Genomic DNA, 17,599 nt, shown 5'->3' with positions numbered 1-17,599 from the left:
ACTTGTGCTGGACTTGGGCATCCGCAATCACCCGCAATCCTTGTGGGAGCGGGCTTGCTCGCGAAGGCGTCGGCTCAGTCAACACTCACATCCAGACATACCGCTTTCGCGAGCAAGCCCGCTCCCACAGCAACATGAGTGCGCGACGCGCAATGCCCTGTTTCGCAAGACCCACCGGATAAACCCATCTCCACACCACCACTGTCACCGAAGGATCTGCAATGCCCCCTGGAAAACGTGAACTGGCGCAAATCGAGCGGCGCTTGATTGCCACGCTCACTGACGCGTGTGAGACCGCAAAAGGCGAAATCAAAGGTTTCACCTGGCTCACCCACACCGCTGATTTGAACGCGCTGGCTCAAACCCTGAAAGTCATCTGGGTGTTCGAAACCGAGGCCGACAAAAATCTCGCCCTGACCGACGCCAAGGCACGCATCCATGAACTGGCGGCCACTGCGCTGCATGAGGCCAACATCGATGTACCCGTTTCAGACCGCAACGTGCGTTTCGACTCCGAAGAGGAATGCCAACGCACTCACGGTGGCAACTGGCGTCATCGTCTGGTCCGGTATTCCTAGCCCTTGCGTTGCTGCTGATACTGCGCAACCAGCTTGTCGAGGAACTCGAACAGTTTCAGGTTCATCTCCTCATAAGCGTTGGTTCGTAGCATCGCCGGCTGCTGAACGAAACGCCGATCCACCGCCGCCGCCAACTCGTCGCCGGACGCGGCAATCAAGCGCTCCACGACCTCCGTAGTGAACTCCATATGGCACTGGAAGCCGTAGACCAGATCGCTGTACTCGACAATCTGACGCGGGCAGCCCTCACTGACGGCAAGGATCTTCGCCTGCGCCGTCAGCCCCGGCATATCGTTGTGCCAATGCCCCACTTCGAGCTTATCGCCGAAGTGCGCAACCTTGGCGTTGCTCTTGCCCGCCTCAGTCAAGGTGATCGGAAAATTGCCGATCTCCTTTTCCGGACTATGGCCATGTGCTGCACCCAGCGCTTCGCCGAGCAATTGCGCCCCCAGGCAAACACCGACCACTGCCTTGTTCGCGTTGATCGCTCTGACGATCAGATCGCACTCGGCGGCCGCATCGAAATGCGGGCATTGCTCTTTGCTCGTCGCCGGCGATTGCGGACCGCCCAACACCACCAGCAGGTCGATGTTCTCGACGCTGGCAGGCAACGCGTCAAACGCATGAACGCGCGAATAGCTCGCTTCATGGCCACGTTCGCGAACCCAGGTTTCATAGGCGCCGGGCGATTCGAATGCTTCGTGAACCACGAAATGAACGTTCATTGGAAATCCTTGGTGAGGAGCAGGATGAGTGATGCGCGAAAGACTATATGACACTTCGTGTCATTGACAAGTCCGTTGCTGGAGCTGAGCTGCCAACTCCGCAATCACTTCTCTCAACCGGTCACATTCGACTCGACAAGATGAACCTCCACTGCACTGCGCCCCGCTAACCACGCGAGCACCGACGCAACCACCAATACCGTAGCGCTCAGCTCGAAGGTGGCTTGATAACCGCTCAGATCAAATGCCAGGCCACCGACGATTGCCCCGGCTGCGATAGCCAGTTGAACAATGGCCACGAGCAAGCCGCCCCCGGCTTCGGCATCCTCCGGGAGCGTCTGCGCCAGCCATGTCCACCAGCCAACGGGAGCCGCCGTGGCGACCAGCCCCCACAGTCCGAGCAGCACTGCGCTGAGCAACGGCGATGCGCCGAAGTTCACAAGGGCCAGTGCAATCACCGCCATGATCAGCGGAATAACCGTGAGCGTGCGGTACAGGCCGGTGCCGAGGAATCTTTCAATCACAAAGGTCCCGATGAAACCGGCAAGCCCCAGCCCCAGCAGCATCAACGACAGGGTTGCAACGCTGACCCCGGTGACGACCTCCAGAAAGGGACGCAGGTAAGTGAACAGCATGAACTGCCCCATGAAAAATACGCTGACGGCGACCATCCCCAAGGCGACCGGCCATTGCTTCATCAACCGCAGGGCATTGCCGCTACCGGCCTGACGCTCGAGCTTGAAGGACGGCAGGCTGATCAGCAGCCACACGGCCGCCAGCGCAGCGACCGGAACCACACAGAAGAATGCGCCGCGCCAGCCTATCAACGCGCCGAGGAAACTCCCCGCCGGAGCGGCAATCACCGTCGCCAGCGCGTTACCGCCGTTGACGATGGCCAGTGCCCGAGACACTTGATCAGGCTGCACCAGACGCATTGCGGTCGCCGCCGACAACGACCAGAAACCGCCGATAGCGATACCGATCAAGGCCCGCCCGAACATGAACGAAGGGTAGCCCGGCGCGAACGCGACCACTGTTCCCGAGACGATCATCAGCAAGGTCAGACCCAGCAACAGCTTCTTGCGCTCGACGCGAGCAGCGACCGCTGCAATCACCAGGCTGGTCACCAGGGCGAACGCCCCGGACACGGAAATCCCCTGCCCGGCCTGGCCTTCTGTGATGTGCAGTTCTGCGGCAATGGGCGTCAGCAGGCTGACCGGCATGAATTCTGAAGCGACCAGCGCGAAGGCGGCCAACGACATGGCCAGCACGGCGCTCCAGCCGCGTTGTTCTGTAGAAAGAGAAGTCATGGGAACTACCTGTATTGCGAGAGGCGTCAGGATCGCGTTGTCGAATCGCGGCTCTCCTGTAATGGTTTGACACATTCTCCCGGTCGATTGACCTCTGCCCTAGTGCATTCCTCTTGAATGCTTGCCTGATCCTCTGAGGATGCAGGGTGATGTATAGGAAACGTCTGTTCGGCGGACTAGAGTTCGATCATCAGGAGTTGCCCGACATGATCACTACCCCGCTGCGCCACGAGTCACCTTTGGCGTTGAACATTGACCCGCGCGTGAGCGTGCCGGGTGACTTCCCCACGGCCATACCCGGGCTGTCGCTGTTTCGTCGCGATCAGCCGGCGCCACCGGCCGTGTGCATGATCGAGCCGAGCCTGATTCTCGTGGGCCGTGGGGAAAAGCGCTTGTGGGTCGGGGGTGAAGGTTACAGCTATGACCCTTCGCGGTTTCTGGTCACCTCACTGGATCTGCCCGCCAACTCTGAAGTGCTGGTTGCCAGCCCCGAACAGCCCTGTGTCGGACTGGTGCTGAAACTGGATGTGAGCATGCTCGCCGAGGTCATCACCAAGGTTGGCCTGCCGGCCAAGCGGCATTCATCCACGGGTTCAGGCGCTGGCATTGGCGACATGTCGTGCGCGCTGGAAGGCGCGCTCGAACGCCTGCTGGCATTGCTCGATGAGCCCGAGGCAATCCCGCTGCTGGCGCCGCTGGTGCTGCGGGAAATCCACTATCGGCTGCTCCATACCGATCAAGGCGCGCGGCTGCGGCAGATCACTGCCGTCGATGGCCAGGGTTATCGCATCGCCAAAGCCATCGACTGGCTCAAGGTCAACTACAGCGCGGCGCTGCGCATCGATGAACTGGCGGCGCGGGTGCAGATGAGCACACCGACCTTTCACCACCACTTCCGCCAGCTCACCGGCATGAGCCCGCTGCAGTACCAGAAGTGGCTGCGATTGAACGAAGCCCGCCGGCTGATGTTGATGGAGCGTCTGGACGTTTCGCGAGCGGCGTTTGCGGTCGGCTATGAAAGTCCCTCGCAGTTCAGCCGCGAATACGCACGCCTGTACGGCACCGCACCGAGTCGTGACATGGCGCTGCTGCGGGGCGAGCAATACGCCGCAGAAGCGCTGGGCAACGCGACCAGTTGAGCAAAAGAACACGCTTTACCGGTGAGGCGCCACGCCGCGTTTCTCCGCTTATAAAAATGCACGTCAACCGATGATCGAGCGGGTGAACCATGGAACTACGAATCAACCAGAAAACCTATCAGGTCGATGCCGACGCCGATACGCCCCTGCTGTGGGTGATCCGCGATGACCTGGGCATGACCGGCACCAAGTACGGCTGTGGACTGGCGCAGTGCGGCGCCTGCTCCGTGCTGGTGGACGGCAACGTGGTGCGCTCGTGCGTCACGCCGGTGGCCGGTGTGGTAGGCCGCGAGGTCACCACCATTGAGGCGATCGAGGCCGATGAAGTGGGCAAACGAGTGGTCTCGACCTGGGTCGATCTGCAGGTCGCCCAGTGCGGCTACTGCCAGTCCGGCCAGGTGATGGCCGCCACGGCGCTGCTCAAGCAAAACCCCAAACCGAGTGACGCGCAGATCGAGGCGGCGATGGTCAACCTGTGCCGCTGCGGCACATACAACGCCATTCATGCCGCCGTGCATGAGCTGGCCGGCAAGGGAGACGCCTGATGAACGTGCGTATCGATCCTGCTCAGGAAGCCTCGGCACTGACTCTGCACGAACCGATCAACGTGTCGCGCAGACGTTTCCTGGCCGGCACCGCCGTCGGCGCATTGGTGCTCGGTTTCGGCCTGCCGCTGGGCACGACTCGGGTGCAAGCCGCAGTGGCGGCCGCGACTGCCGAGCGCGGCACGCAGGTGCCGGCGTTTCTGGAAATTCGCCCGGACAACCGCGTGCGCCTGCTCTGCCCGTTCATGGAAGGCGGACAAGGTACGTTCACCGCGATGGCGCAGATCGTCGGTGAAGAACTGGATGCCGACCCGTCGACGTTCCTGGTGGAAGCCGCGCCGCCCGGCGAAACCTATGTAGTGATGGAAAACGGTATGCGCATCACCGGCGGCAGCATGTCGGTGCGCATGAGTTACCCGGTGATGCGCCGCCTCGGCGCCCTCGCCCGCGCCATGCTGCTGCAGGCGGGCGCCCAGCAGCTGGGGGTGCCGGTGGGCGAACTGAGCACCGAACCCGGCAAAGTCGTGCACGCGAAGTCGGGCCGCTCGGTGGCCTACGGCGAACTGGCCGAGCACGCCATGGATCTGCCGGTTCCCGATCCGGCCTCGGTGCAGCTGCGTGATCCGAGCCAGTTCCGCTGGATCGGCAAACCGGTGAAGCGCGTCGATGCCTACGACAAGTCCACGGGCAAGGCGCTCTACAGCATCGACCTGAAGGTCGACGACATGCTCCACGCCGCCGTTCAACATGCCCCGCGTCTGGGGATGACGGTGGGCAATCTGCGTAACGAAGAGCAGGTCAAGGCGATGAAAGGCGTGCATTCCGTGCATCGTCTGCCGGGTGCCGTGGCCGTGGTCGCCGAACGTTGGTGGCACGCCAAACGTGCAGTGGAAGCGATTCAGGTCGACTGGCAGGAACCCACGGCCGACAGCAAGGTACGGCCGATGCCCGCCGACTTTTCCAGCGATGCCTGGCTCAAGCGCCTGGCTGACGACAAAGGCCCGGCCAAGGATGATGAAAATGAAGGCGACGTGGCTGCAATTCTGGCAAGTGCCAAGACCCGGATCGACGCCACCTACCACAACCAGTACCTGAACCACGGCCAGTTGGAGCCGCCGTCGGCGCTGGCCCGATTCAATCCCGACGGTTCGCTGGAAGTCTGGCTGCCGAATCAGGCGCCGGACATGTTCCGTGCGGACATCGCCAAACGCACGGGGCTGGACCCGTCGCGGATTACCTTGCATTCGCCATTGCTGGGGGGCTTCTTCGGTCGGCATTTCCTCTACGACGCCGCCAGCCCCTACCCCCAGGCGATCGAACTGTCCAAGGCAGTTGGCCGCCCGGTCAAACTGATCTGGAGCCGCGAGGAAGAGTTCCTGCGCGACGTGCTGCGTCCCGTAGCCGCCGTGAATTTCCGCGCCGCGCTGGACAACGACGGCTGGCCGCTGGCAATCGAAGCGATCAGCGCCACCGAAGGTCCGACCGAGGCGCTTGCCGGCAAGCAGGGTGAAAAGCTCGACCCGACGGCGCTTGAAGGGTTATCGGGCAAGTCCTATGCGATCCCCAACAAGCGCATCGCGCAGATCTACGCCAAAGGCCCGGCGATGCTGGGTTACTGGCGTTCGGTGGGCAACTCGCTCAACGACTTCTTCTATGAGTCGTTCCTCGACGAACTGGCCGACAAGGGCGGCAAGGACCCGTTCGAATTGCGCCTGCATCTGCTGCGCGACAACCGTCGACTGACCACGCTGCTGCAAGCAGTGGGCGAGCTGTCGGGTGGCTGGAAGCGTGGGCCGTTTACCGCGGCGGACGGCAGCAAACGTGCGCGAGGCGTGGCGATGGCGTCGCCGTTCGGTACCCAGACCGCCGTGATCGCCGAGGTCTCCATCGAGAACGGCCAGGTCAAGGTGCACGACATCTGGCAGGCGATCGACCCCGGCAGCATCGTCAACCCGGCGATTGTCGAAGCGCAGGTCAATGGCGCGGTGGCGCTGGGACTGTCGCAGACCCTGGTGGAGGAAGCCGTGTGGATTGATGGCAAGCCGCGCGCGCGCAACTACGACCTGTATCCGATCCTGCCGCCTGCGCGGATGGCTCGGGTCCACGTGCGTGTTGTCGAGAGCGGGGAAAAAATGGGCGGCATCGGCGAACCACCGCTGCCCGCCGTCGCGCCCGCTGTCGCCAATGCGGTGGCAACGCTGACCGGGCAACGGGTGCGCAGCCTGCCCATGAGCCGACACACCTTCACTTGATCAGCGCCGGAGCGTCCATGAATAACCGCCGATTCGCAAGAACCGCTGGCTGGCTGGCAGTGCCGTGCCTGGTCGCGGCAGGCCTGCTGGCCTGGTATGTCACCCGCGAGCCTGTCTCGCGCCTTGAAAACAACCAAATCGCCGTGGCCGATATCGACCCGGCGCTGGTGGCCCGTGGTGAATACGTCGCCCGACTCAGCGATTGCGTCGCGTGCCACAGCGTGCCGGGCGGCGCACCGTTCGCTGGCGGCCTGGAAATGGCCACACCTCTGGGCGCGATTCACGCGACCAACATCACCCCGGAGCCGGAAACCGGCATCGGTCGCTACAGCCTGGCGGACTTCGACCGTGCGGTGCGCCACGGCGTGGCACCCGACAGCCGCCGTCTGTACCCGGCGATGCCCTACCCGTCCTACGCCAAGCTCAGTGACGACGACGTGCGGGCGCTGTACGCGTTTTTCATGAAAGGCGTGGCACCGGTCAAGCAGGCGAATATCCCGAGCGCAATTCCTTTCCCGTTGAACCTGCGCTGGCCGATTGCGCTGTGGAACGGTGTGTTTGCCGATGCCGAACCTTACGTGGCCAAACCGTCGCAGGATGAAGTGTGGAACCGCGGCGCTTATCTCGTTCAAGGCGCAGGACACTGTGGCAGTTGCCATACGCCGCGCGGTCTGGCGTTCAACGAGAAGGCCCTGGATGAATCCGCCACGCCGTACCTCGCCGGCGCCTTGCTCGATGGCTGGTACGCGCCGAGCCTGCGGGATGACCACAATACCGGCCTGGGCCGCTGGAGCGAACCGGAGATCGTGCAGTTCCTCAAGACCGGGCGCAACAAACATGCGGTGGTTTACGGCTCGATGACCGAGGCGTTCAACAACTCCACGCAGTTCATGAGCGATGACGATCTGACCGCGATTGCCCGTTATCTCAAGTCATTGCCGGGGGACCCTCAGCGCGATGGCCAACCCTGGCAGTACCAAACGGTTTCAGCGACGGAACGTCTGGACGCGCCCGGTGCTCATACCTACGTCACGCGCTGCGCTTCGTGCCACGGCCTCGACGGCAAGGGCCAGTCGGAATGGATGCCACCGCTGGCCGGCGCCACCTCGGCACTGGCCAAGGAAAGTGCCTCGGCGATCAACATCACCCTCAACGGTTCGCAGCGGGTGGTGGCTGCCGGAGTGCCGGACGCCTATCGCATGCCGGCCTTCCGTGAGCAGTTGTCGGATCAGCAGATCGCCGAAGTGCTGACCTTCATGCGCAGCACCTGGGGCAATCAGGGCGGTGCCGTTGAAGCGCAGGCCGTCAACAAGCTGCGTGAACACACCGATCCGGCCAGCAGCAGCCCGATCATCCTGCAAATGCGTTAGAGGAACTTTGATGGAAAGCATCGACTTGCTGGTCCTGCGCACCGCGCGGGACTGGCTCGCCGCCGGCGAGCGAGTATTGCTCGCCACGGTGGCGCGCACTTGGGGCTCTTCGCCACGTCCGACAGGGTCGATGATGGCCTTGCGTAACGACGGCCGCGTGGTCGGCAGCGTGTCCGGCGGCTGCATCGAGGACGACCTGATCCATCGCTACACCACCGCCCATGGCGGCAGCGGCTTCAAGGACGCTGCGCCCGAGGTGGTGCGCTACGGCGTCAGCGCCGACGAGGCGCATCGTTTCGGTTTGCCCTGTGGCGGCACGCTTGAGCTGATTCTCGAGTTCAACCCGTCGTGGCAGGTGCTGGACGAACTGCTGGTGCAACTGGATGCCGGGCAACTGGTGCGCCGCTGCCTGGCACTGGATAACGGTCAGGTCACACTGCAACCCACGGCAACCCCGGAGCAATTCAGTTTCGACGGCCAACAGATGCTCAATACCCTCGGGCCGGGGTATCGGCTGCTGATGATCGGTGCCGGCGCGCTGGCCGAGTATCTGGCGACCATGGCGCTGTTCAACGGCTTCAAGGTCGCGGTTTGCGATCCTCGTGCGGAATACATCGAAACCTGGGCGGTGAACGGTGTGGAGCGGATCATCGGCATGCCCGATGACGTGGTGCGCGACTTCGCGGTCGATCTGCGCACCTGCATCGTCGCCTTGAGTCATGATCCACGACTCGACGATCTGGCGCTGCTCGAAGCCCTGCACAGCCCGGCGTTTTACATCGGCGCCATCGGTTCGCGGCGCAATAGTCAGCTGCGTCGCGAACGTCTGATCGAGCATTTTGGTGAAACCCAGGCGTCACTCGAGCGCCTGCACGGGCCGATCGGCATCTACATTGGCAGCAAGACACCGGCGGAGATCGCCGTCAGCGTGATGGCCGAGATCCTGGCCGCGAAGAATGGCGCCAGCCTGCCGAAAGAGTTTTCAATCGCCAGCTCCAAGGCGCAGGAAGCCTGACTGACTGGAACAATAGCGATCATCAGGACCTTTCGAGGCTCACGCGTAATCACCCAATCGCATCGACAGCTCGATGTCATCCGCAAACGGCACCGACAGGTAACCGTTCTGCGGCGCGCGCACATAAGCCAGATATTCCGGGCAATAGTTGGTGTTATCCGCCACCACCAGTGCGCCAGGCTTCAGGTGTTTTTCCACCAGCCTCAACACGTCGCCGTACAACGCCTTGGCCCCATCGAGCAGGAGCAAGTCGACTGACGGCGGCAGGTCGCTGGCGAGGGTGACGAGTGCATCGCCTTCGCGGATTTCCACCAGATCGCTGACGCCGCCCTCGATGAAGTGATGGCGCGCCAGGGCGATTTTCGACGATTCGAATTCGCTGCCGATCAATACGCCGCCACCGTTGTCGCGCAGTGCCGCCGCGAGGTGCAGAGTGGACAGGCCGAACGAGGTGCCGAACTCGACAATCGCTTTGGCGTTGGTATTGCGCGCCAGCATGTACAGCAGTTTGCCGGTGTCGCGCGAGACCGGCAGCCACAGATCCTTGAGCATGGCGTAGAGTTTCAGGTACTCGGTCTTGCTGTGCATCAGGCGCTCGCGCTCCTCGCCCGACACCGTTTCCAGCACCGGGCTGGTGGCAGCGCTGGCTTGGCTGTAGAGGCGTTCGATCAGGCTGGCCAATGGCTCAGAAGTCAGGGTGGTCATGATTGCTTTCCGTCAATAGGGGATTAAGATGCGAGTGATTCGTCGCATTTAAATGATGCGAGTGATTCACTCGATCCGCTATTCGCGTTTCCCCCGAGGCCCGAGCCGCCCATGAGCAATCGTCAGACCGCCCGTATTTCCTCGCGCAAACAGCCGCAGCAGGCACGCTCGGCTGACTTGGTCGCGGCGATTCTGCAGGCGGCTATTCAGGTTTTGACCGAGCATGGCGCGACCCGATTCACCACCGCACGGGTCGCGGAAAAGGCTGGCGTGAGCATCGGCTCGCTGTACCAGTACTTCCCCAACAAGGCGGCGATCCTGTTTCGTTTACAGAGCGATGAGTGGTTGCACACCACGCAGATGCTGCAGCGAATTCTGGAAAATCCCGAACAGCCACCCCTGCTTCGTCTGCGCACACTGGTACAGGCGTTCATCCGTTCGGAGTGCGAGGAAGCGCAGATGCGCTGCGCACTGAATGACGCGGCGCCGCTGTATCGCGATGCGCCCGAGGCCCACGAAGTGCGCGCCGCCGGACGGCAGATCTTTGCCGAGTTCATGCTGCAATTGCTGCCGGATGTCGATGAGGCAAGCCGCACCGCAACTTGTGATCTGATCCTGACCACGCTCAGTTCGGTGGGCAAAGACTTTTCCGGTACTGCACGCAGCGATCAGGAAATCACGGCTTTCGCCGATGGGTTGGCGGACATGTTCAGCGCCTACATAGTGGCGCTGAATCAAGTCGCCTGAACCACACAAACTCCGGCAAAAAAAAGCCCCGCAACCGAATGAGGTGCGGGGCAAAGTATTGGTTGGTTGCGGCCAACCAAAGGAGCTCGGTCAGAACGGTTTGCGCAGCCGGTCAGATGCAATCCTGGGCGGCGCGTTCAAAACTGGACGGCAGGAAATTCGAGGCCAGCAAATGGCGCTCGTAGATGAACACCTTGCCGCCACTGCCGGCCTTGTAGGCTTCCAGCACGTTGTCTGCCGACACCTTGCTCGGCACCACGATCCGGTAGCTGCGCTGGGTTTGCGAGACGGTCGGGTTCAGCGCACTGCCCTGCAGCTTCGGCACCACGCAATCGGCGTATTGCGCCGGGGTCTTGTTGGTGTGCAAGGTCAGCGTCGGGTCGTTCGGTGCGGAGGCGCAACCGCCGAGCAGCAAGGAGGCAACGGCCAGGGTCGGGGCAAACAAAGCACGCATCGGGCTAATCCTGAAAATAAAGGTCCGGTTCAACTGGCAGCGGTTCAGCGTCACGGCGCCGCCGCTGCCCTTTTGGTTTTGAGTGTTCAGCTGGAAGCCACCAGCGCCTTGAGCGAGGCGTCGAACTGCTTCAAGGCATTGAGTTGCAAGTCACGTTGTTTCTCGATCTGCGCGGCAATCTCTTGCGCCGCTTTGTCGTGGACCCAGACCGACGGGATCTGTTTCTCCACAGAGCCCTCGGCCTTGCCGATGTACTGCAGGTCGGCATCGTAGAAACGCGCGATGAAGTGCGCTTCGAACAGGCTGTTCTGCTGGGTCAGCAAGCGGTTGAAGGTGTCGAGTTTCACCACGATATCCGGATGCGCCAGAATCAATGCATCAAGGTTGTCGTAAACGGTCACCGACATGAACTGACGCTGCAGCGAGCTGAGCAACCAGTCGATGGCCAGCTCCGGATCGGAGCTGCGGACAAACGCTGCACGAATCCGCGAGTCCAGCGCATCCTTGGCACCGTGCAGCGCCATGTCGTGGTAACGCGTCAGGTACTGCAGGTTTTCCCGGGTGTTTTCGCTGTACAGCACACCCACGGTCTGTGAATGCTGCAAGGTCGCGCTGCTGCCGGCGATCGGTTGAAGATGACACTCACAGGCGTCGTCTGCGTAAGACGGTGCCGTGGCTACCACGCCGCTCATCAGCAGAGCGATCAGCGCCAGTCGGGTCAGTGTCTTCATCGCGCAATTTCCTTGAGCTGCGTGTTCAATGAAAGCGATTTTCCGCCTATTGAATGCAAAGCTGAACTTGCGTTTCGTGATGGTCACTATTACTTCTAGCGATAGTTAACGACGATAAAGTTTGATGCACGCTCATCCCTAATGACTAAAACAACAGTGAGGAAGTCGATTTGAGAACCTTTGACCTGATCCGCGACGCGGTTTTGCCCGACTTTCGCGAGCGGGTGGCCGAATACCTGGTGCAGTACGAAAGCGTGTTGCTGGACAAAAACATCACCAATGCGCAGCTCAAGCGCGATACCGCCAACCAGTTGCGCGGCTATCTGCGCGGGCTGAACACCACGCGCGTGCTGGGCATGGCCTACTGGGAAGAACTGGATCGACGGATCGTCGACACCTGGCTCGCGCCAAAGCGATGACCGACTAGACTTGCCGGGCTGCCAATGTCCCCGTCAGTCGAACCGGAGGTGTCCCCCATGAGCAACAGCGAACCTGCAACTTTCAACGGCTGGGCCGCCACCGCCGCCCGCGCCCCGCTGGAACGCTACAGCTACGATCCCGGCCCCTTGGGCGAAGAGGAGGTGGAAGTCGCGGTGGAATATTGCGGCGTCTGTCACTCCGATCAGTCGCTGATCGACAACGACTGGGGCATCAGCCGCTACCCGTTCGTGCCGGGTCACGAGGTGGTCGGCAAAATCGTGCGCATGGGCCCGCAAGTGCGCGGCCTCGAACTCGGCCAGCGCGTCGGCATCGGCTGGTACAAGGGCAGCTGCATGCATTGTTCGTCGTGCATCAGCGGCTCGCAGCAACTGTGCGGCACCGCCCAACCGACCATTATCGGCAGCAACGGCGGCTTTGCCGATCGCTTGCGTTCGCACTGGGCGTGGGCGATTCCGGTGCCGGCCAATCTTGATCCGGCGATGGTCGGCCCGTTGTTCTGCGCCGGTTCCACCGTGTTCAACCCGTTGCTGCAGTTCGGCGTCAAACCCACCGACCGGGTCGGCGTGGTCGGCATTGGTGGCCTCGGTCATCTGGCAGTGCGGTTTCTCAACGCGTGGGGCTGCGAAGTCACTGCGTTTACCTCGTCCTTGAACAAACAGGATGAAGCCAGGCGTCTGGGCGCGCATAACGTGGTCGCCTCGACTGACAGCCAGGCGCTGAAAGCGATTGCCGGCAGCCTGGACTTCCTGCTGATCAGCGCCAACGCCGACCTCGACTGGACCGCGATGCTCGCCACCCTGCGCGGCAATGGGCGGCTGCATTTCGTCGGGATCGTGCCCAACGCGATTCCGGTGCATGTGTTCGACCTGATCCCCCAGCAGAAATCCCTGTCCGCTTCCCCGGTCGGCTCGCCCGGCACGATGGCGACCATGCTTGAATTCTGCGCCCGGCATCAGATTCTGCCGCAGGTCGAGATGTTTCCCATGAGCAAGGTCAACGAGGCCGTCGATCATCTGCGCAGTGGCAAGGCGCGCTATCGCGTGGTGCTGGACGCCAGTCAGTGACGATCCTGTGCGGCGCCTGCGAGGGCAGCCGCCGCACCTCCTGCCAAAACAGCCCCGAACGCTTACAATCGCCCGTCTAACCGCCCCCTCAGACAGGCGCTTCAAGAAATGCTGCTCGATCCACCAACGATGCTGACCATCTCGATCGCTCTCGCTGCCGCTGCCGCGCTGTATCTGGCGGTCGAGTGGCGCAGCATTCGTGAGCCTTCGCTGCTGTTCTGGAGCGCCGGTTTCGCCACGATTACCGTCGGTTCCACCCTGGCACTGCTACGCAGCAACGGCTTTCTGCTGGTCGGCATCTGGTTTGCCAACGGCTTGCTGGTGACCGCGCATTTCCTGTTTCTACTCGGCGTGGCGCGCTTCACCCAGATTCGCCTGTCCCGCGCCTGGTACCTGATCTTCGTCTGCTGGCTGGTGATGCTGTTGCTGCCGGACGGGCCGCTGTGGTCGAAAGTCATGCTGGCGGCCAACTCGCTGCTGGTGGCCGCCTCGACGCTCAAGGCCAGTCTGCTGCTGCGCCCGCATGGCAAATCGCTGAGCGTCGGCGCGGTGCAATTGCGCTACGTGCTGCTGGGCCATGGGATGTTCTATGTGGCCAAGGCCCTGACCGTGATGATCCCGGGGACGCTGATCGACCTCGCCGCGTTCCGTGGCGTCATCATCCAGATCTCGCTGGTCGAAGGCGCGATGGCGATCATGCTGATCGCGCTGTCGATGACCGGCACCGAACGCTACCGGCGCGAAGAGCAGATCGCCCGATTGGCCGCCCGCGACCCGCTGACCGCCCTGTACAACCGGCGCGCGCTCGACGTGCGCGCGCCGCGCCTGCTGCAGGACGTCTCCCCGGCGCATCCCGGCGCCCTGCTGCTGATCGACATCGACAACTTCAAACTGGTCAACGACCAGTACGGTCACAGCGCCGGCGACCGTTTGCTCGTCGCCTTGAGCGAAATGATTCGCACCGAGACCACCGATGAGACATTGGCCGCGCGCTTGGGCGGTGACGAGTTCGTGATTTTGCTGAGCAACGCGCCCAGTGATCACATCGTCAGACTGGGCGACGCCCTGCGCGATCAGTTCCAGCGCAACGCCGCCCAGACCTTCCCCACCGCCGAACCGGTGACGCTGAGCATCGGCGCCACCCTGTTCAACCAGCCGCCGGCCAGCCTCGCGGCACTGATCGAGCAAGGCGACGCCGCGCTCTACGAATCCAAGCGCGGCGGCCGCAATCGCCTGCGCCTGACCGGGCTTACCACTTCAGGATGACCAGACCCATGACCCGTTCCGAGACGCCCCTGCAAGACCTCGCCGCCCCCGAAGGCGTCTGCTACGGCTGCGGCGGCCGCAACCCCCACGGGCTGCACGTCAAAAGCTATTGGCACGAGGACGGCGTGCACGTCATGGCCGAACATCTGCCGGACGACAAATACTGTGGCTGGCCGGACCTGGTGTACGGCGGCCTGCTGGCGATGCTGATCGACTGCCATTCCAACTGGACCGCCATGGCCTGGCACTACCGCCACGAACAACGTGAACCAGGCAGCCTGCCGCGCATCGACTGCGTGACCGGCAACCTCGGCATCAAATTCATCAAACCCACGCCGATGGGCGTCACCCTGACCTTGCGCGCCAGGGTCGAGGGCGAGGTCGGGCGCAAGACGCGGGTGATCTGCGAGGTGTATGCCGGGGAGGTGCTGACGGCGGTGGGTGATTCGGTGTTCGTGCGGGTTGATACCGGGCAACTGGCGGACGCAGCGCACGGCCGCTGACTCCGCACGCTCCCCTGTAGGAGCTGTCGAGTGCAACGAGGCTGCGATCTCTTGATTCTGACCTTGATGGAGGACGCCAAAAATCAACCTCAAAAGATCGCAGCCTTCGGCAGCTCCTACAGAACCGATACTTGAGCAAACCCGGCTAGGCGCGCCTACGCCAAAATCGACGAGGCTATAGCCGACCGCACTTCCAGGAGTCTCCACCCAGTGTCCGACCTGCCGACCCAGCGCGCCTACATCCGGCGCTTCAACGCCGTACTCGCCTATATCGACGCGCATCTCGAAGGCGACCTCTCGGTGAGTACGTTGAGTCAGTTGGCGCACTTTTCGGTGTTTCACTTCCATCGGCAATTCAGCGCGTTCGTTGGCGTGCCGGTGTCGCGCTATGTGCAACTGATGCGCTTGCGCCGGGCTGCACATCGGCTGGCCGCGCAGCCGGAGCATTCGATACTGGATGTCGCGTCTGGCGCCGGTTTCGAAAGTCCGGAAGCGTTCAGTCGAGCGTTCCGACGTGACTTCGGCATGACGCCGAGTGCCTTCAGGAAGCAACCGAACTGGCAGATCTGGAATGCGGTGTTTGCCATCCCTCATTTTTCCAGGAGCGTCATCATGCAAACACGAATCGTCGATTTCCCCACCGTGCGCGTCGCAGCGCTTGAGCACTGCGGCGCACCGGGGGAGGTTCAGCAAAGCGTGCAGAAATTCATCGCCTGGCGCATGCACAGCGGGCAGTCGCCCGTGGCGTCGAGTCGTACCTTCGGCATTCCCTACAACAACCCCGACACCACTGCGGCGCAGGATTTTCGCTTCGCCATCTGTGGCGAGATCGAAGAGCCGGTAGCACCCAATACGTTCGGCGTGCGGGAACTCGTCATACCCGGTGGACGTTGCGTGGTGGTGCGGCACGTCGGTTCGCCGGATCATATCGGCGAAACCATCTATCCGGTCTACCGTGACTGGTTGCCGGCCAGCGGTGAGGAATTGCGCGATCATCCGCTGTTTTTCCACTACCTGAGCGTGTATCCCGAGACCCCGCAGGAGCAATGGCAGACGGACATCTATGTGCCTTTGCAATCGTAAGATTCACTTACATGTTTTTCCGCTTGTGGTGCGTAATGACAACCATTTATAAGAGCGGCTCACTCGCGAATTGAAGGATGTAAACATGAGCAATGCCTGGAACGAAGGGTATTTCACCGACGAGGGCTACACCTACTCGTATAGCCGGGAAATCAACCCGGTGTTCCAGCGTTATTGTTTGTTGTTGCGCGGTTTTGCCACCCTCGAAGACACCGGCGGTTACCACTGCGAACTGGGCTTCGGCCAGGGTGTTTCAATCAACATCCACGCCGCCGCCAACCCGGGCAACTACGTCGGCACCGACTTCACACCGTCCCAGGCCGCGCATGCCATTGCGCTGGCGAATGACTGGAACAGTCAGGCACGACTGTATGACGACAGCTTCGAGCAGTTGCTGGCCCGTGAAGACCTGCCGGCCTTCGACAGCATCAGCCTGCATGGCATCTGGACCTGGGTCAGCCGTGACAACCAGAAACTGATCGTCGAATTCGCCCGGCGCCACCTCAAGCCAGGGGGCATGTTGTACGTCAGCTACAACTGCTTCCCGGGCTGGTCACCTTCGGCACCCTTGCGCAATCTGTTCAGCCTGCACAACCGCTTTGCCAGCCAGGCCTCGACCAGCCCGGCCAAGCGCATCGATGCCGCGATGCAGTTTTCCGAAGCGCTGTTGGCGGCCAATCCGAAGTACGCCAAAGCGGCGCCGGCCCTCGGTGCCCAGTTGCAGAGCATCAAGGGCCAGAATCGTCAGTACGTGGCCCATGAGTACTTCAACCGCAATTGGGACTGCATGTACTTCACTGACGTGGTCGACGCCATGACCGCAGCCAAACTCGACTACGCCACCACAGCCGTGCCGCTGGACACAGTGGCCCCGCTGAATTTGAGTGCAGAAGGCATGGACTTTCTGGAAGGTATCGAGCACCCGATCATGCGTGAACAGGCGCGCGACTATTTCATCAATCAGAATTTCCGCCGGGATCTGTATGTACGCGGCGCCAATCGGCTGTCTGCTGCCGAGCAGCGCGATGGCCTGCTGAGAACGCGTTTTGTCCTGCTGCAAGCGATTGAGAGCATTCCCGGCACGGTCACTGGTCCCGCCGGCGAGGCTGCGCTGCAAACAGAGATTTACAGCCCGGTGCTCGAAGCGCTCGCCGCCAGTGCCTACGCACCGACCCTGCAGCAGTTGTCGATGGCCGTCGGCTCCGTGTCTTACGACGACCTGGTGCAGGCTGTCACCGTGCTGATCGGCATGGGCGTCGCCGCCCCGTGCCAGAGCGAAGCCGCCGAAAGGCAGGTGCAGGAACGTTGCGACACTCTCAACCTGCAACTGTGCAAACGCGCGCTGTTCAACAACAACATTCAGGTGCTGGCCAGCCCGGTCACCGGTGGTGGCGTACCGATCAGCCGCGTTCAGCAGTTGTTCCTGATTTCGATCAAGCAAGGCATGACACAACCGAGCGAGTGGGCGCAGTTGGCATGGGCCGTCATCGGTGATCAAGGCGAAGTGCTGCTCAAGGGTGACCAGCCGCTGCTCACGCCCGAAGAAAACCTGGCCGAGATGACCGAACAGGCGCGGGCATTTGCCCAGACTCCGCTGGATATTCTCATGGCGTTGAAAATTGCCTGATCCTTCCATGCGCGTCGGCTGACGTGCAGGTAAACCGTGCGACT

Annotated in this window: 18 protein-coding genes; 13 read left to right on the top strand and 5 right to left on the bottom strand. The window is 62.1% G+C overall.

Translation table 11 applies throughout. From position 1 onward, the window contains the following. The first annotated feature begins 221 nt into the window (after positions 1 to 221). The gene (locus tag NTD85_RS25985; protein WP_262143563.1) at positions 222 to 578 is read left to right on the top strand and encodes a hypothetical protein; all 357 of its coding nucleotides are present in this window, start codon (positions 222 to 224) and stop codon (positions 576 to 578) included. On the opposite strand, the gene NTD85_RS25980 is transcribed toward NTD85_RS25985, so the two are convergent. Both NTD85_RS25980 and NTD85_RS25975 read right to left on the bottom strand, forming a co-directional pair. After that, positions 575 to 1,303 carry a type 1 glutamine amidotransferase gene (locus NTD85_RS25980; protein ID WP_262143562.1) on the bottom strand — a complete coding sequence of 243 codons (729 nt, stop codon included), beginning with the start codon at positions 1,301 to 1,303 and terminating at the stop codon, positions 575 to 577. The two genes, NTD85_RS25985 and NTD85_RS25980, sit on opposite strands and share 4 nt — an antisense overlap. Positions 1,304 to 1,416: 113 nt before the next feature. Then, positions 1,417 to 2,613, bottom strand: a complete 1,197-nt coding sequence (locus NTD85_RS25975; protein ID WP_262143561.1) for an MFS transporter — start codon at positions 2,611 to 2,613, stop codon at positions 1,417 to 1,419. 206 nt (positions 2,614 to 2,819) lie between these two features. On the opposite strand from NTD85_RS25975, the gene NTD85_RS25970 reads away from it, so the two are divergent. From NTD85_RS25970 to NTD85_RS25950, 5 genes are all read left to right on the top strand, one after another. Continuing rightward, positions 2,820 to 3,752, top strand: a complete 933-nt coding sequence (locus NTD85_RS25970; RefSeq protein WP_262143609.1) for an AraC family transcriptional regulator — start codon at positions 2,820 to 2,822, stop codon at positions 3,750 to 3,752. Positions 3,753 to 3,841: 89 nt separating this feature from the next. Continuing rightward, a complete protein-coding gene (locus tag NTD85_RS25965) occupies positions 3,842 to 4,297 on the top strand; it encodes a (2Fe-2S)-binding protein (RefSeq protein ID WP_011333895.1) in 456 nt (151 codons plus the stop codon). After that, the gene (locus NTD85_RS25960; RefSeq protein WP_262143558.1) at positions 4,297 to 6,549 is read left to right on the top strand and encodes a xanthine dehydrogenase family protein molybdopterin-binding subunit; all 2,253 of its coding nucleotides are present in this window, start codon (positions 4,297 to 4,299) and stop codon (positions 6,547 to 6,549) included. Before NTD85_RS25965 ends, NTD85_RS25960 begins: the two co-directional genes overlap by 1 nt. Positions 6,550 to 6,566: 17 nt before the next feature. Further along, complete coding sequence (locus NTD85_RS25955; protein WP_262143556.1) at positions 6,567 to 7,919, top strand: c-type cytochrome; 1,353 nt, start codon at positions 6,567 to 6,569, stop codon at positions 7,917 to 7,919. Between the two features lie 10 nt (positions 7,920 to 7,929). Beyond that, positions 7,930 to 8,934 (top strand): XdhC family protein, encoded by a 1,005-nt coding sequence (locus tag NTD85_RS25950; RefSeq protein ID WP_262143554.1) that lies wholly within the window; start codon positions 7,930 to 7,932, stop codon positions 8,932 to 8,934. A 39-nt stretch (positions 8,935 to 8,973) separates the two neighbouring features. Here NTD85_RS25950 and NTD85_RS25945 read toward each other — a convergent pair whose 3' ends face one another. Continuing rightward, positions 8,974 to 9,639 carry an O-methyltransferase gene (locus tag NTD85_RS25945; RefSeq protein ID WP_262143553.1) on the bottom strand — a complete coding sequence of 222 codons (666 nt, stop codon included), beginning with the start codon at positions 9,637 to 9,639 and terminating at the stop codon, positions 8,974 to 8,976. Between the two features lie 111 nt (positions 9,640 to 9,750). Between NTD85_RS25945 and NTD85_RS25940 the strand changes: the two genes are divergently transcribed. Next, positions 9,751 to 10,386, top strand: a complete 636-nt coding sequence (locus NTD85_RS25940; RefSeq protein ID WP_262143552.1) for a TetR family transcriptional regulator — start codon at positions 9,751 to 9,753, stop codon at positions 10,384 to 10,386. A gap of 112 nt (positions 10,387 to 10,498) precedes the next feature. Here NTD85_RS25940 and NTD85_RS25935 read toward each other — a convergent pair whose 3' ends face one another. Together NTD85_RS25935 and NTD85_RS25930 are read right to left on the bottom strand one after the other, a co-directional pair. Further along, the gene (locus NTD85_RS25935; RefSeq protein WP_103484147.1) at positions 10,499 to 10,840 is read right to left on the bottom strand and encodes a hypothetical protein; all 342 of its coding nucleotides are present in this window, start codon (positions 10,838 to 10,840) and stop codon (positions 10,499 to 10,501) included. Positions 10,841 to 10,926: 86 nt separating this feature from the next. After that, positions 10,927 to 11,571 (bottom strand): hypothetical protein, encoded by a 645-nt coding sequence (locus tag NTD85_RS25930; protein ID WP_003225851.1) that lies wholly within the window; start codon positions 11,569 to 11,571, stop codon positions 10,927 to 10,929. Between the two features lie 170 nt (positions 11,572 to 11,741). Between NTD85_RS25930 and NTD85_RS25925 the strand changes: the two genes are divergently transcribed. The 6 genes from NTD85_RS25925 to NTD85_RS25900 all read left to right on the top strand — a co-directional run bounded on the left by NTD85_RS25925 (position 11,742) and on the right by NTD85_RS25900 (position 17,555). Continuing rightward, entirely contained in the window at positions 11,742 to 11,990 is a 249-nt protein-coding gene (locus NTD85_RS25925; RefSeq protein WP_262143551.1) for a hypothetical protein, read from the top strand. Positions 11,991 to 12,047: 57 nt separating this feature from the next. Then, entirely contained in the window at positions 12,048 to 13,076 is a 1,029-nt protein-coding gene (locus tag NTD85_RS25920) for an NAD(P)-dependent alcohol dehydrogenase (RefSeq protein WP_262143550.1), read from the top strand. A 108-nt stretch (positions 13,077 to 13,184) separates the two neighbouring features. Then, positions 13,185 to 14,342, top strand: coding sequence for a GGDEF domain-containing protein (locus NTD85_RS25915; RefSeq protein WP_262143549.1), 1,158 nt, complete (start codon positions 13,185 to 13,187; stop codon positions 14,340 to 14,342). Between the two features lie 8 nt (positions 14,343 to 14,350). Further along, positions 14,351 to 14,845, top strand: a complete 495-nt coding sequence (locus NTD85_RS25910; RefSeq protein ID WP_003225858.1) for a PaaI family thioesterase — start codon at positions 14,351 to 14,353, stop codon at positions 14,843 to 14,845. Between the two features lie 210 nt (positions 14,846 to 15,055). After that, entirely contained in the window at positions 15,056 to 15,928 is an 873-nt protein-coding gene (locus NTD85_RS25905) for a GyrI-like domain-containing protein (protein ID WP_262143547.1), read from the top strand. Positions 15,929 to 16,013: 85 nt separating this feature from the next. Then, positions 16,014 to 17,555 carry a class I SAM-dependent methyltransferase gene (locus NTD85_RS25900; RefSeq protein WP_262143546.1) on the top strand — a complete coding sequence of 514 codons (1,542 nt, stop codon included), beginning with the start codon at positions 16,014 to 16,016 and terminating at the stop codon, positions 17,553 to 17,555. Positions 17,556 to 17,599: the final 44 nt, after the last annotated feature.

This window comes from Pseudomonas sp. 13B_3.2_Bac1 (genome assembly GCF_025466205.1).
Lineage (GTDB): Bacteria > Pseudomonadota > Gammaproteobacteria > Pseudomonadales > Pseudomonadaceae > Aquipseudomonas > Aquipseudomonas fluorescens_H.
Note: the sequence above shows the minus strand (reverse complement) of the source record. Positions and strands in the feature narration are given on the sequence as shown.